Below are 13771 nucleotides of genomic sequence, written 5' to 3'. Positions count from 1 at the left end.
TGCTCGTGGTCCGGCGCATTGTGCGGTCCGCGTCACGGGTATAAACTTTGCGCACTTTACACAGAGGCCACTAACGGTTCCCGAGGAACTGTTCAGTCAGCATGAAACCGATTCAGCTGCCCCTAGGTGTGCGTCTGCGTGATGACGCCACCTTTATCAATTACTACCCAGGCGCCAATGCCGCTGCACTCGGCTATGTCGAGCGGCTTTGCGAAGCCGACGCCGGCTGGACCGAAAGCCTGATCTATCTGTGGGGCAAGGACGGAGTAGGGCGCACGCACTTGTTGCAGGCCGCGTGCCTGCGCTTCGAGCAACTGGGCGAACCGGCGGTGTACCTGCCATTGGCCGAGTTGCTTGATCGCGGTGTCGAAATCCTCGACAACCTTGAACAGTACGAACTGGTGTGCCTGGACGATCTCCAGGCCGTGGCCGGCAAGGCTGACTGGGAAGAGGCGCTGTTCCATCTGTTCAATCGACTGCGCGACAGCGGTCGACGCTTGCTGATCGCCGCCTCGACCTCGCCTCGGGAGCTGCCGGTGAAGCTGGCGGACCTCAAGTCACGTCTGACCCTGGCGCTGATTTTCCAGATGCGCCCGCTGTCCGACGAAGACAAACTCCGTGCCTTGCAGCTGCGCGCTTCCCGTCGCGGCCTGCACCTGACCGACGAAGTCGGGCATTTCATCCTCACCCGCGGCACCCGTAGCATGAGCGCATTGTTCGAGCTGCTCGAACGCCTCGACCAGGCCTCGCTCCAGGCCCAACGCAAGCTGACTATTCCTTTTTTGAAAGAAACGTTGGGCTGGTAGAACCGGTTCGGATGGTGGCTCATGGCCTGCTCTGGACATGGCAAAACCCGCGGTCCTGCTGGGCGGCAGGCCACATGACGTTCAAAATGGGCTTAAGCGCTTAGATGTAAACGTAAAACCGAGAAGTCACATTTGCATCGATTGAATTTGCAAATGAGGTTGATAGAAGGCATAGTCTCGCCATCTTTACTACTTCAGCCACGGTCGTGCCCATGCTAAATCGCTTCGCACCCCTCGTGCCTCTCGCACTCGTTACCCTGTTGTTCGGTTGCGCTGCCCACACTCCGGTGTCCGAGCAAGCGCCCCAGCCTCAGGTCCAGAACTCTGTTACTGCCCAGTCTTCCTCCGTTGCGTTCCAGGAAGAAATGGCCTCCGACAAAGAACTCGCAGCCTTCGCCGGCAGCAAGCCTTACCAGCTTCCAGTACTGGCTGACAGTATCTTGGAACGCGGTATGTCGTTGATCGGTACCCGCTACCGTTTTGGCGGTACCTCTGAAGCCGGCTTCGATTGCAGCGGTTTCATCGGTTACCTGTTCCGAGAGGAGGCCGGCATGAACCTGCCGCGTTCCACTCGCGAAATGATCAACGTGAACGCCCCCTTGGTAGCACGCAACCAGCTGGAGCCCGGTGACCTGCTGTTCTTCAGCACCAATGGTCGTCGTGGTCGCGTCAGCCATGCCGGTATCTACCTGGGCGACAACCAGTTCATCCATTCCAGCAGCCGCCGCAGCGGTGGCGTGCGGATCGACAGCCTGGGCGACAGCTACTGGAACAAGACCTTCATCGAAGCCAAGCGCGCCCTCGCCATGGCACCGACGGTGGTCACTGCTCGCAAGTAAGCACACAGTTTGTAAGGCAAACTTAAAGTCTTACTTGAAGTTTGCCATATAGCCGCTAGAATCCTTGATCATTGATTGATGGCAATCCGCCTGCGTACTCCGCAGGCGGATTTGTTTTCATGCCCACGGCAGAAAAGCCGCATCCAGATCAGGATTGTTCTGCATATGTCGACGTCGGCCCGCCTCGCGCTCATCTTCCTCGCCGCACTGCTCAGTGCATGTGCCAGCCGTACCCCGCCGCCAGCACCCGTGCGGGCACCGGTGGTCTTTGCTCCCGCGCAAACCTTTTCTCCTGCCGCCGAAGATGTACTGTTCCGGGCGCTGGGCCTGGTGGGCACGCCTTATCGTTGGGGCGGCAACACGCCGGATTCGGGCTTCGATTGCAGTGGCTTGATCGGTTATGTATACCGCGACGCCGCCGGTATTGCCCTGCCACGCTCCACCCGGGAAATGATCAGCATGCGGGCGCCAGAAGTGGGTAAGGACGCGTTGCAGAGCGGTGACCTGGTGTTCTTCGCCACCAATGGTGGTTCCCAGGTCAGCCACGCCGGGATCTATGTCGGCGAAGGGCGCTTTGTCCACGCGCCGGCGACGGGTGGCACGGTCAAGCTCGACAGCCTGTCCAAGGCTTATTGGCAGAGAGCCTATCTGGGCGCCAAGCGTGTGCTGCAACCGGAGCACCTGGCGCGCAATCCCTGACGATTGATTCTTTTGCGCCGCAGGAGCGCTCTTGTGGCGAGGGAGCTTGCTCCCGCTGGGTTGCGCAGCAGCCCCAAGCTTTTAGCGATTGCTACGCAACCGAGCGGGAGCAAGCTCCCTCGCCACGGGGATCGGTTTCAGCCCTGTTTTTTCGACACCCGCCAAATCTTGTTCCCCACATCATCAGCCACCAACAACCCACCCTGCTTGTCGATCACCACGCCCACTGGCCGGCCTTGGGCTTTTTCATCGGCATTCAGGAAACCAGTCAGCACATCCACCGGTTGTCCCACCGGTTTGCCGCCGTTGAACGGTACGAAAATCACTTTATAGCCACTGTGGGGCTTACGGTTCCAGGAGCCGTGTTGACCGATGAAAGCCCCTTCGGTAAACGGGGCGGGCAAGGTGCTGCCCTCGGCGAAGGTCAGGCCCAATGAGGCCGTGTGCGGTCCGACGGCGTAGTCCGGGGCGATGGCCTTCGCCACCAGGGCAGGGTTCTGTGGTTCGACCCGGGCATCGACGTTTTGCCCGTAATAGCTATAAGGCCAGCCATAAAAGGCGCCGTCCTTGACCGACGTGATGTAGTCCGGCACCAGATCGCTGCCGATCTCGTCCCGCTCGTTCACCGCCGTCCAGAGCGCACCACTGCGCGGTTCCCAAGCCAGGCCGTTGGGGTTGCGCAGGCCTGAGGCGAAAATCCGGTGATTGCCGCTGGCACGGTCCACTTCCCAAATGGCGGCGCGACCTTCCTCGGCCTCCATGCCATTTTCCCCGACGTTGCTGTTCGAGCCGGTGGTGACGTACAGCTTGCTGCCGTCGCGGCTGGCGATCACATTTTTAGTCCAATGGTGGTTGAGGGTGCCGCCGGGCAGATCGACGACCTTGGTCGGCTGCGCCTTGATTTGCGTGTCACCCTCTTTGTAGGGGAAGCGGATCAACCGGTCGGTATCGGCCACGTACAGGTCATTGCCCACCAGGGTCATGCCGAACGGTGAGTTGAGGTTTTCAAGGAAGACCGTGCGGGTTTCGGCGATGCCGTCGTGGTTGGCGTCGCGTAACAGCGTGATGCGATTGGGGCTGGGCACCCCGGCACCGGCGCGTCCCATGACTTTTTTCATCACCCAACCACGGATGCCCTTGGAGTCGTCCGGCTTGGGCGGGGCATTGGTTTCGGCCACCAGCACATCGCCATTGGGCAACACATAGAGCCAGCGCGGATGGTCCAGCCCTTCCGCGAAGGCGCCCACTTGCAGGCCTTGGGCCGGGGTTGGCTTGGCGCCTTGCGGCCAGCCGATGGCTTCGGCGATGTTGACGGTGGGGATCAGGGTCTTGTTCGGTTCGGGCAGTTTCGGTGCAGGGCCAGTGCCGTCGGAGACTTGCAAGGTGGACGATTCGCCACAAGCGACAAGCCCGGCGGCAAGGGCGACGATCAGAAGATGAGGTGGCTTGAGCATGCTGGCGTCCCTATGAATGCATGTGGTTATTCATAGAGGAGCGTAGACGCGCGATGGTTCCACTGTGGGTAGGCCAGTCAGCCAGGCAGGTCTCTGTGATGCATATGGATTTTGTGACTGCTGAAAATCCAGTGTGGGAGCGAGCTTGCTCGCGATGGCGGTGCATCAGCCTGTGTTGATGTTGACTGGCACACCGTTATCGCGAGCAAGCTCGCTCCCACATGGGGTCACCTCGCAGTTCCTTGCTGAACGGATCAACCATGGGCCTGCTTGAACAGCACCGCAATGCCAGGATGGTACTGCCCGGCTTCGTTGCGCAATTTGCGATAGGCGTAAGGGAAGTACCAGGCCACGGCGCAGGTGTTTTCTTTCTGCAGGTCGTCGATCATGTCCTGCAGTTCTTCGGGCGTGGCGCTTTGCTGGGCTTTTTGCGGCGAGACGAACAGGCAGCCCAGCTTCAGGTCGCTGGCGTAGCTGATGCGCTTGGCATCGCTGGTGGCTTCGAGCAGCGGTTGGGTCAGGTTCAGGTTGTTGACCTTGGGCCAGCGTTGGGTGGCCTGGATGAAGGCGCGTTCCTCGGTGCTGGCGATGAAAAGGTCGGCGCTGACGTTACGTTCGCCTTCTTCGTTCTGCTTGCGGGTCGGGGCGTTCTGCAGCGTGACCATCTCGGCCATCCAGGCAGCGGCCGACAGCAAGCCAAGGTTGGCCCGTTCATCGAACCAGTAGGGCGTATCGTTATCGCCGCGCACGGCGTTGTAGCGGTCGATACAATCAAACCAGCGTTCCAGCAGCGGGCGCAGGAATTCCAGCTTTGGATTGCTGATGAGCATGCCTTGCATGTTTTTGCCCTCTTGTTCTTGTGATATCGGGTCGTGATGCCTATTTGATATCACTTGCCGTAGCGTGGCACAAGATTGACGTCTCTTTATTGATCCTGGCCAATGTTCCGTGCACGAGCCATGGCGGCTTTAATTGACGCTCCACCCCCAACCCTCTAACCTTCGCCGCTTGTTTCAGGTGCTCTGTGACCGCGTTCGACAGAGTGAAACAGGGAAGCCGGTGAGTGCACACGAACCCGGCGCTGCCCCCGCAACGGTAAATGAGTCAACGCTGTGCAAAAGCCACTGTGTCGCAGACATGGGAAGGCGCACAGCCAGGCATTGTGCCGCTCATGAGCCCGGAGACCGGCCTGATCCATCCAACGGCATCACGGTGGGCGATGCCAGGCTTGTTGCCGTCTTTTTTGTGCCCGCCCGCCGTTATCCAATCCCCTGCGGAGGCTTCCCCATGACCGACTCCCTCATCACCGATTCGTCTGATCGCGACGAACGCCACCTGGCGCGCATGCTGCGCAAGAAAGCCGTGATCGACGAGCGCATCGCCAACTCGCCGAACGAATGCGGCTTGTTGCTGGTGCTGACCGGTAACGGCAAGGGCAAGAGCAGTTCTGCGTTTGGCATGCTGGCCCGGGCCATGGGCCACGGCATGCAGTGCGGCGTGGTGCAGTTCATCAAGGGCCGCAACAGCACCGGTGAGGAGCTGTTCTTCCGTCGCTTCCCGGAGCAGGTGCGCTTTCACGTCATGGGCGAAGGTTTCACCTGGGAAACCCAGGACCGCCAGCGCGACATCGCCGCCGCTGAAGCCGCCTGGGCCGTATCCCGTCAATTGCTCACTGACCCGTCCATTGGCCTGGTAGTGCTCGATGAATTGAACATTGCCCTCAAGCACGGCTACCTCGACCTCGATCAGGTGCTGAGCGATCTGCAAGCCCGTCCGCCGATGCAGCATGTGGTCGTGACCGGTCGCGGCGCCAAGCCCGAGATGATCGAGCTGGCCGACACCGTGACCGAAATGGGCATGATCAAGCACGCGTTCCAGGCGGGCATCAAGGCGCAGAAAGGCGTCGAACTGTGAGCGATGCGGCCATGACCCGCCACTGTCCGGCGGTGCTGATCGCAGCGCCAGCCTCGGGCCAAGGCAAGACCACCGTCACCGCAGCGTTGGCCCGGTTGCATCGTAACCAGGGACGCAAGGTGCGCGTGTTCAAATGCGGCCCGGACTTTCTCGACCCGATGATCCTGGAGCGGGCCAGCGGCGCGCCGGTCTATCAATTGGACATGTGGATGGTGGGCGAGCAGGAAAGTCGCCGGTTGTTGTGGGAAGCCGCTGCTGAAGCGGACCTGATCCTCATCGAAGGGGTGATGGGACTGTTCGACGGCACGCCGTCCAGCGCCGACCTGGCGCGGCATTTTGGCGTGCCGGTGCTGGCGGTGATCGACGGCACGGCCATGGCCCAGACCTTCGGTGCCCTGGCCTTGGGCCTGGCCCGTTATCAACCGGACCTGCCATTCGCCGGAGTCTTGGCCAACCGGGTCGGCACCTTGCGCCACGCGCAATTGCTCGAAGGCAGCCTGACCGAAGGCCTGCGTTGGTACGGCGCGCTGTCCCGGGAAACCGGCATCGAATTGCCCAGTCGTCATCTCGGCTTGGTCCAGGCCAGCGAGTTGAACGACTTGGACGCGCGCCTCGACGCGGCCGCCGAGGCCCTGGCCGGCAGTTGCGAAGTGGCGCTGCCTCCCGCCGTGGCGTTCGCCGCGCCCGAGGTGGTCGCCGTTGAGCCGTGGCTCGATGGGGTGCGCATCGCCGTGGCCCGTGACGAAGCGTTCGCCTTCACCTATGGCGCAAGCCTGGATCTGCTGCGGGCCATGGGCGCGCAGTTGCGCTTTTTTTCGCCGATCCATGACGGCGAACTGCCCGAGGCGGACAGCCTTTATTTGCCCGGCGGTTATCCGGAGCTGCACCACGTTGCGTTGGCCCGGAACACGCCGATGCTCGCCGCGATCCGTGCGCACCATGCCGCCAATAAGCCGTTGCTCGCCGAATGCGGCGGCATGTTGTATCTGCTCGATTCACTGACCGACGTCGACGGCGTGCGCGCCGAACTCCTGGGGTTGCTGGCCGGCGATGCGCAGATGCAAAAGCGCTTGGCGGCCCTGGCGTTGCAATCGGTGGATTTGCCGGAAGGCAACCTGCGTGGGCATACCTACCATCACTCCCTGACCAGCACCGAGCTCGAGCCGATTGCCCGTGGCCATAGCCCGAATGGCGGGCGAGGGGCGGAGGCGGTGTTCCGACAGGGGCGGATGACGGCTTCCTATGTGCACTTTTATTTTCCGTCCAATCCGCGGGCGATTGCGGCGTTGTTTGCGCCTGACCTTGAGGCCGCTATCGCGAGCAAGCTCGCTCCCACACGGGACCCAGTGAGCTCAAGTGCATCGCTAGCCCAAGGGGACCCAGTGATCTCAAGTGCATCGCTAGCCCAAGGGGATCCAGTGATCTCAAGTGCATCGCTAGCCCAAGGGGATCCAGTGATCTCAAGTGCATCGCTAGCCCAAGGGGACCCAGTGATCTCAAGTGCAACGCTAGCCCAAGGGGATCCAGTGATCTCAAGTGCAACGCTAGCCAATGTGGGAGCGAGCTTGCTCGCGAAGAGGCCATGACTGACAACGCCTTTACCCAGGCCGAACGCGAAGCCGTCTACCGCGCCATCGCCGAGCGCCGCGACATGCGCCATTTCAGCGGTGGCACGGTGGAGCCGGCCTTGCTGCGCCGTCTGCTGGAAGCCGCGCACCAGGCCCCCAGCGTCGGCCTGATGCAGCCATGGCGATTCATCCGCATCAGCGATCGCGCCTTGCGTGGGCAGATCCGCCAATTGGTGGAGCAGGAACGCGTTCGTACCGCCGAGGCCCTCGGCGAGCGCAGCGACGAGTTCATGAAGCTCAAGGTCGAAGGCATCGACGACTGCGCCGAAGTGCTGGTGGCGGCCTTGATGGAGGATCGCGAGCGGCACATCTTCGGTCGCCGGACCTTGCCGGAAATGGACCTGGCCTCGCTGTCCTGCGCGATCCAGAACCTGTGGCTGGCCTCCCGTGCCGAAGGGTTGGGGATGGGCTGGGTGTCGTTGTTCGAGCCCCAGGCCCTGGCCGACCTGCTGGGGTTGCCCGCCGGGGCCAAGCCGCTGGCGATTCTTTGCCTGGGCCCGGTCGAGGGTTTCTACCCGGCGCCGATGCTCGCCCTGGAAGGGTGGGCGCAGCCCCGTCCGCTTAATGAACTGCTGTATGAAAACCGTTGGGGAACGAGCCCATGAGTGTGGCCTTGCTCAGTGCCGCCGCGGTGGCGCTGGATGCGCTGCTGGGCGAGCCCCGGCGCTGGCACCCGCTGGTGGCGTTCGGCGGTTTTGCCGATCGCATCGAACAACGCTTCAACGCCGGCGGACGCGGCTGGCGCAGCCACGGCGTGACGGCGTGGGTCATCGCCGTGGTGCCGTTGACCCTGCTCGCCACGGCCTTGTCGTGGGCGCCGATGGTGGGCTGGCTGGTGGAGATCCTGGCGTTGTACTGTGCCCTCGGCCTGCGCAGCCTCGGTGAACATGTCGAGCCGGTGGCACGGGCGCTGCGCAGCGGTGATCTGGACGAGGCACGCCGGCGTGTCGGCTACTTGGTCAGCCGCGAGACGGCTGAACTGGATGAAACCGCCGTGGCCCGCGCCGCCACCGAGTCGGTGCTGGAAAACGGCAGCGACGCGGTGTTCGCTGCGTTGTTCTGGTTCGCCGTGGCCGGCGCGCCCGGTGTGGTGCTGTATCGCCTGAGCAATACCCTCGACGCCATGTGGGGCTATCGCAACGAACGCTTCGAGCGCTTCGGCTGGGCGGCTGCCAAGATCGACGATGTACTCAACTACATTCCGGCGCGCCTGGTGGCGTTGACCTACGCGCTGCTCGGCAAAACCCGCCTGGCGCTCAAGTGCTGGCGCACCCAGGGCCCGACCTGGGACAGCCCCAACGCCGGGCCGGTGATGGCCGCCGGGGCCGGAGCGCTGGGGGTCGAGCTGGGCGGGGTGGCGGTTTACCACGGCGAACTGCACCAACGTCCGCCCTTGGGTGAAGGCGTGCCGGCGAGTGCCGATTCCATTGACCGCGGCTGGCAATTGGTCCAGCGCGGGGTATGGTTATGGTTGCTGATTCTCTGCCTGGGAGCTGAGTTCTATGCTTGAGCACGGCGGGCGCTTGCGCAACGCAGCCCGGCAATACGGCATTGCCGAGGCCGATTGGCTCGACTTGTCCAGTGGCCTCGCGCCTTGGCCGTTCGATGTCCCGGCGATTCCCTTGCGGGCCTGGGCGCGCCTGCCGGAAACCGATGACGGCTTGGAGCAGGCCGCCTGCGATTACTACGGTGCGTTGGATGTGCTGCCGGTGGCCGGTTCGCAGATGGCCATCCAGCTGTTGCCGCGCCTGCGTCGCAGCGGCAAGGTCGGCGTCTTGTCGCCCTGTTACGCCGAGCACGCCGAAGCCTGGCGCCGCAGCGGCTACATCGTGCGCGAAGTGTTGGAGGCGGAAGTGGATTTCTTCCTCGACAGCCTTGACGTGCTGGTGGTGGTCAATCCGAACAACCCCACGGGCCTGAGCCTGGCCCCGGAGCGCTTGCTGGACTGGCATGCCCGCCTGGCCCAGCGCGGTGGCTGGCTGGTAGTGGATGAAGCGTTCATGGACGTCACCCCGGCGCTGAGCCTGGCGGCGCACACCCAGCTGGTCGGGTTGATCGTGCTGCGTTCGTTCGGCAAGTTCTTTGGCCTGGCCGGGGTGCGCCTGGGGTTTGTCTTGGCCGAACGGCGCTTGCTCAAGTTGCTCGCCGAACAGGTCGGGCCGTGGGTGGTCAGCGGGCCGACCCGGGTGCTGGGCCAGGCGTGCTTGCTGGACACCAACGCCCATGCGCGCCAGCGCCAACGCTGCGAAGCCACCAGCCAACGCCTGGCGCTGTTGCTCGAACGTCAAGGCTACAAGCCTCAGGGCGGTTGCGGATTGTTCCAATGGCTGGTCACCGAACAGGCCCAAGGGCTCCACGATTTCATGGCCCAGCGCGGCATTCTCCTGCGTCTGTTCGTGAATACCAGCAGCCTGCGCTTTGGGCTGCCGGCCGATGACAGCGAATTCCTGCGCCTCGAACAGGCTTTCGACGCCTACGCCAAGGACAACCGATGACCACAGTGATGGTGCAGGGCACCACGTCCGATGCCGGCAAAAGTACCTTGGTCACGGCTTTGTGCCGCTGGGTCAGGCGCCAGGGTGTCGGTGTGGTGCCGTTCAAGCCGCAGAACATGGCCCTCAACAGCGCCGTGACCGCCGACGGCGGCGAAATCGGCCGGGCCCAGGCGGTGCAGGCCCAAGCCGCCGGTCTCGAACCGCATACCGACATGAACCCGGTGCTGCTCAAGCCCAACAGCGACACTGGCGCCCAGGTCATCATTCATGGCCGCGCCGTCACCACCATGAACGCCGTGGCTTATCACGACTACAAAGCCATCGCGATGCAAGCGGTGCTGGCCTCTCATGCGCGCTTGAGCACGGCCTATCCGGTGGTGATGGTGGAAGGCGCCGGCTCGCCGGCGGAAATCAACCTGCGTGCCGGCGACATTGCCAACATGGGCTTTGCCGAGGCGGTGGATTGCCCGGTGCTGCTGATCGCCGATATCAATCGTGGCGGGGTGTTCGCTCATCTGGTGGGTACGCTGGAGTTGCTTTCCCCCAGCGAGCAGGCACGGGTCAAGGGTTTCATCATCAACCGTTTTCGCGGCGACATCGCCTTGCTGCAACCGGGCCTGGACTGGTTGGAAGCGCGCACCGGAAAACCGGTGATCGGCGTGTTGCCCTACGTGATGGATCTGCACCTGGAAGCCGAGGACGGCCTCGACCGGCGCCAGATCGACAAGGCCGATCAGGTGCTGAAAGTGGTGGTGCCGGTCTTGCCGCGCATCAGCAACCACACCGATTTCGATCCGCTGCGCCTGCACCCGCAGGTCGACTTGCAATTCATCGGCCCCGGCCAGCCCATCCCGCCGGCTGACCTGATCATCCTGCCCGGTTCGAAAAGCGTGCGCAGCGACCTGGCCTACCTGCGTACCAACGGTTGGGCGACGGCGATCCATCGTCATCTGCGCTACGGCGGCAAGTTGCTGGGCATCTGCGGTGGTTTGCAGATGCTCGGCCAGCAGGTCCACGACCCGCTGGGGCTGGAAGGCGCGGCCGGGTCCAGTGCCGGGTTGGGCCTGTTGGATTTTGAAACGACCCTGGAGCACGAGAAGCAGTTGCGCAATGTGCGCGGGCGGCTGGCGTTGGAAGCGGCTGAGGTCAGCGGCTACGAAATCCACGCGGGCGTGACCAGCGGCCCGGCCTTGGAAAATCCGGCGGTGCATCTGGAGGACGGCCGTTGTGACGGCGCCCAGAGCCTCGACGGACAGGTGTTCGGCACCTACCTGCATGGGGTGTTCGAGTCGCCGGCGGCCAGCAGTGCGTTGCTGCGTTGGGCGGGGTTGCAGGATGTGCAGGCGGTGGATTACCACGGGTTGCGCGAGCGAGACATCGAGCGGCTGGCGGATCTGGTGGAGCGGCATCTGGATACCGGGATGTTGCGTGAACTCTGTGGGATCTAGGGTGGTTGTACTGGCCTCATCGCGAGCAAGCTCGCTCCCACAGGGGATTTGTGTACTCAGGAGATTTCTTGTGGGTTCTGTGGAACCAAGGTGTGCCGGGCCGGCCCCTTCGCGAGCAGGCTCGCTCCCACATTGGATCTCTGATGACCACAGCATTCATGTACACCCTGGACCAACTGTGGGAGCGAGCCTGCTCGCGAAGAGGCCGGCCGCAACACCGCCAATAAAAGATACCCAATGTTCCAGCATCGGATCTGCGGGTATACATAAGTCCCCTGTGGGAGCGAGCTTGCTCGCGATGGCGCCAGTCGCCACACCGCCAAATAAAAGGTAACAACCCATGCTGCAACTGATCCTCGGCGGCGCCCGCTCCGGCAAGAGTCGCCTGGCTGAAAAACTCGCCACAGACTCCCAATTGCCCGTGACCTACATCGCCACCAGCCAACCCTTGGACGGCGAGATGAACGAGCGTATCGCCCAGCACCGCGCCCGGCGTCCGGCCGAATGGGCTCTAGTGGAGGAACCGTTGGCGCTGGCGCGGGTACTGCAGGAAAACGCCACCAGCGATCAATGTTTGCTGGTGGATTGCCTAACCCTGTGGCTGACCAACCTGCTGATGCTCGACGCTCCCGACCGGCTGGTCGCCGAGCGTGAAGCGCTGCTGGACTGCATCAGCGCGCTCCCCGGCGAAGTCATATTCGTCAGCAACGAAACCGGCCTGGGTGTCGTGCCGCTGGGCGAGCTGACGCGCCGTTACGTCGATGAAGCCGGTTGGCTGCATCAAGCCTTGGCCGAACGTTGTCAGCGCGTCGTGCTGACCGTCGCCGGCCTGCCCCTGACTCTCAAAGGTACTGCGTTATGAATCATCGCTGGTGGCTGGACCCGTGCAAGCCCGTCGATACCCAAGCGCTGGAACTGGCCGCGGCCCGTCAGCAACAACTGACCAAACCGGCCGGCTCCCTGGGACGACTGGAATCGGTGGCGGTGCAACTGGCGGGCCTGCAAGGGCAGGTCAAGCCGAGCCTCGATCATCTGTGGATCGCGATTTTCGCCGGCGACCACGGCGTGGTAACCGAGGGCGTATCGGCCTATCCCCAGGAAGTCACCGGGCAGATGCTGCTCAACTTCGTCAGTGGCGGCGCGGCCATCAGCGTCCTGGCGCGACAACTGGGCGCGTCCCTGGAAGTGGTGGATCTGGGCACTGTCACGCCTGCGCTGGACTTGCCCGGCGTGCGGCACCTGAACCTCGGGCCGGGCACGGCGAATTTTGCCCAGGGCCCGGCCATGACGGTGAGCCAGGGCGAGCAAGCCTTGCACGCCGGGCGCGACAGTGTGCTGCGTGCCGTCGCGACCGGGGCGCAATTGTTCATCGGCGGCGAGATGGGCATCGGCAACACCACTGCCGCCAGCGCCCTGGCCTGCGCCTTGCTCGACTGCCCGGTGGCGCACTTGGTGGGGCCAGGCACGGGCTTGGACGCCGCAGGTGTCAGCCGCAAGGCCCAGGTGATCGAACGGGCCCTGGCGTTGCACGCTGCCCAAGGCAGCGACCCGTTGCAGACCCTGTTCAACCTCGGCGGCTTTGAAATCGCCGCGTTGGTTGGCGCGTACCTAACCTGCGCCCAGCAAGGGGTGGCCGTGCTGGTGGACGGCTTCATCTGCAGCGTCGCGGCCCTGGTGGCGGTGCGCCTCAATTCGGCGTGCCGGCCATGGTTGCTGTTCGCCCATCGCGGCGCCGAACCGGGCCATCGCCACGTGCTGGAAACCCTCGGCGCCGAACCGCTGCTCGACTTGGGCCTGCGCCTGGGCGAGGGCAGTGGTGCGGCGTTGGCGGTGCCGCTGTTGCGCCTGGCCTGTGACCTCCACGGGCAGATGGCGACGTTTGCCGAAGCGGCCGTGGCGGATCGCCCGGCATGACCTTGCGCCTGGACCTGCTGCGTCACGGCGAAACCGAATTGGGCGGCGGCTTGCGTGGCAGCCTCGACGACGCCTTGACGGCCAGGGGCTGGGAACAGATGCACGCGGCGGTCGAGCTAGGCGGGCCCTGGGATCGCCTGGTGAGTTCGCCCTTGCAGCGCTGCGCCCGTTTCGCCGAACAACTCGGCGCCCGGCTCAACGTGCCGGTGCACGTGGACAAAGACCTGCAGGAGCTGCATTTCGGCGCCTGGGAAGGGCGTAGCGCGGCGGCGTTGATGGACACCGATGCCGAGGCGCTGGGCCGGTTCTGGGCCGATCCCTATGCCTTCACGCCGCCGGAAGGCGAGCCGGTGCTGGCATTTTCCAGCCGCGTCCTGGCGGCGATCGAACGCCTGCACGTGGCCTACGCCGGCCAACGGGTCTTGCTGGTCAGCCACGGCGGCGTGATGCGCCTGCTGCTGGCCCAGGCCCGCGGTTTGCCTCGCGAGCAGTTGCTCAACGTCGAAGTGGCCCATGGCGCGCTGTTTTCCCTGACCGTGGCGGCAGGTTCAGTGCTCGAAGAGGTGGTTTGAAC

General features: G+C 63.7%; 14 protein-coding genes and 1 riboswitch. Of the genes, 12 read left to right on the top strand and 2 right to left on the bottom strand.

Annotated features, from left to right (window positions below):
* The first annotated feature begins 101 nt into the window (after positions 1–101).
* The 3 genes from hda to J3P85_RS22065 all read left to right on the top strand — a co-directional run bounded on the left by hda (position 102) and on the right by J3P85_RS22065 (position 2344).
* Positions 102–806 (top strand): DnaA regulatory inactivator Hda, encoded by a 705-nt coding sequence (hda, locus tag J3P85_RS22075; RefSeq protein WP_003178999.1) that lies wholly within the window; start codon positions 102–104, stop codon positions 804–806.
* A gap of 212 nt (positions 807–1018) precedes the next feature.
* A complete protein-coding gene (locus tag J3P85_RS22070) occupies positions 1019–1645 on the top strand; it encodes a C40 family peptidase (protein ID WP_434703509.1) in 627 nt (208 codons plus the stop codon).
* A 165-nt stretch (positions 1646–1810) separates the two neighbouring features.
* Complete coding sequence (locus J3P85_RS22065; protein ID WP_250964185.1) at positions 1811–2344, top strand: C40 family peptidase; 534 nt, start codon at positions 1811–1813, stop codon at positions 2342–2344.
* Positions 2345–2481: 137 nt separating this feature from the next.
* Here the strand turns inward: J3P85_RS22065 and J3P85_RS22060 are convergent, their stop codons facing one another.
* Together J3P85_RS22060 and J3P85_RS22055 are read right to left on the bottom strand one after the other, a co-directional pair.
* On the bottom strand, positions 2482–3798 hold the full coding sequence (locus tag J3P85_RS22060; protein WP_434703508.1) for a PQQ-dependent sugar dehydrogenase: 1317 nt from the start codon (positions 3796–3798) through the stop codon (positions 2482–2484).
* A 254-nt stretch (positions 3799–4052) separates the two neighbouring features.
* Positions 4053–4637, bottom strand: a complete 585-nt coding sequence (locus J3P85_RS22055) for a hypothetical protein (RefSeq protein WP_186707009.1) — start codon at positions 4635–4637, stop codon at positions 4053–4055.
* A 159-nt stretch (positions 4638–4796) separates the two neighbouring features.
* Positions 4797–5005: riboswitch (cobalamin riboswitch) on the top strand.
* An 80-nt stretch (positions 5006–5085) separates the two neighbouring features.
* Here J3P85_RS22055 and cobO point away from each other — a divergent pair.
* The 9 genes from cobO to cobC all read left to right on the top strand — a co-directional run bounded on the left by cobO (position 5086) and on the right by cobC (position 13769).
* A complete protein-coding gene (gene cobO / locus J3P85_RS22050; RefSeq protein ID WP_434703506.1) occupies positions 5086–5712 on the top strand; it encodes a cob(I)yrinic acid a,c-diamide adenosyltransferase in 627 nt (208 codons plus the stop codon).
* 11 nt (positions 5713–5723) lie between these two features.
* A complete protein-coding gene (locus J3P85_RS22045; RefSeq protein WP_434703505.1) occupies positions 5724–7298 on the top strand; it encodes a cobyrinate a,c-diamide synthase in 1575 nt (524 codons plus the stop codon).
* Positions 7295–7945: a 5,6-dimethylbenzimidazole synthase gene (gene bluB / locus J3P85_RS22040; RefSeq protein WP_434703504.1), complete on the top strand. Its 651-nt coding sequence runs from the start codon at positions 7295–7297 to the stop codon at positions 7943–7945. The genes J3P85_RS22045 and bluB overlap by 4 nt, the downstream gene beginning before the upstream one ends.
* Positions 7942–8850: an adenosylcobinamide-phosphate synthase CbiB gene (cbiB, locus tag J3P85_RS22035; RefSeq protein ID WP_434703502.1), complete on the top strand. Its 909-nt coding sequence runs from the start codon at positions 7942–7944 to the stop codon at positions 8848–8850. The genes bluB and cbiB overlap by 4 nt, the downstream gene beginning before the upstream one ends.
* A complete protein-coding gene (gene cobD, locus J3P85_RS22030; protein ID WP_434703500.1) occupies positions 8843–9835 on the top strand; it encodes a threonine-phosphate decarboxylase CobD in 993 nt (330 codons plus the stop codon). The genes cbiB and cobD overlap by 8 nt, the downstream gene beginning before the upstream one ends.
* Positions 9832–11283, top strand: coding sequence for a cobyric acid synthase (locus J3P85_RS22025; RefSeq protein ID WP_434703498.1), 1452 nt, complete (start codon positions 9832–9834; stop codon positions 11281–11283). The genes cobD and J3P85_RS22025 overlap by 4 nt, the downstream gene beginning before the upstream one ends.
* Before the next feature lie 340 nt (positions 11284–11623).
* Positions 11624–12145, top strand: a complete 522-nt coding sequence (gene cobU, locus J3P85_RS22020) for a bifunctional adenosylcobinamide kinase/adenosylcobinamide-phosphate guanylyltransferase (protein ID WP_434703497.1) — start codon at positions 11624–11626, stop codon at positions 12143–12145.
* Positions 12142–13197, top strand: coding sequence for a nicotinate-nucleotide--dimethylbenzimidazole phosphoribosyltransferase (gene cobT / locus J3P85_RS22015; RefSeq protein WP_434703496.1), 1056 nt, complete (start codon positions 12142–12144; stop codon positions 13195–13197). Before cobU ends, cobT begins: the two co-directional genes overlap by 4 nt.
* On the top strand, positions 13194–13769 hold the full coding sequence (gene cobC / locus J3P85_RS22010; RefSeq protein ID WP_434703495.1) for an alpha-ribazole phosphatase family protein: 576 nt from the start codon (positions 13194–13196) through the stop codon (positions 13767–13769). Before cobT ends, cobC begins: the two co-directional genes overlap by 4 nt.
* The last annotated feature ends 2 nt before the right edge of the window (positions 13770–13771 follow it).

The sequence above is a fragment of the Pseudomonas sp. Z1-12 genome (assembly GCF_051132015.1).
GTDB classification, from domain to species: Bacteria; Pseudomonadota; Gammaproteobacteria; order Pseudomonadales; family Pseudomonadaceae; genus Aquipseudomonas; species Aquipseudomonas zanjanensis.
The sequence above is the reverse complement of the archived record's forward strand: the minus strand, read 5'-3'. Positions and strand labels throughout refer to the sequence as shown.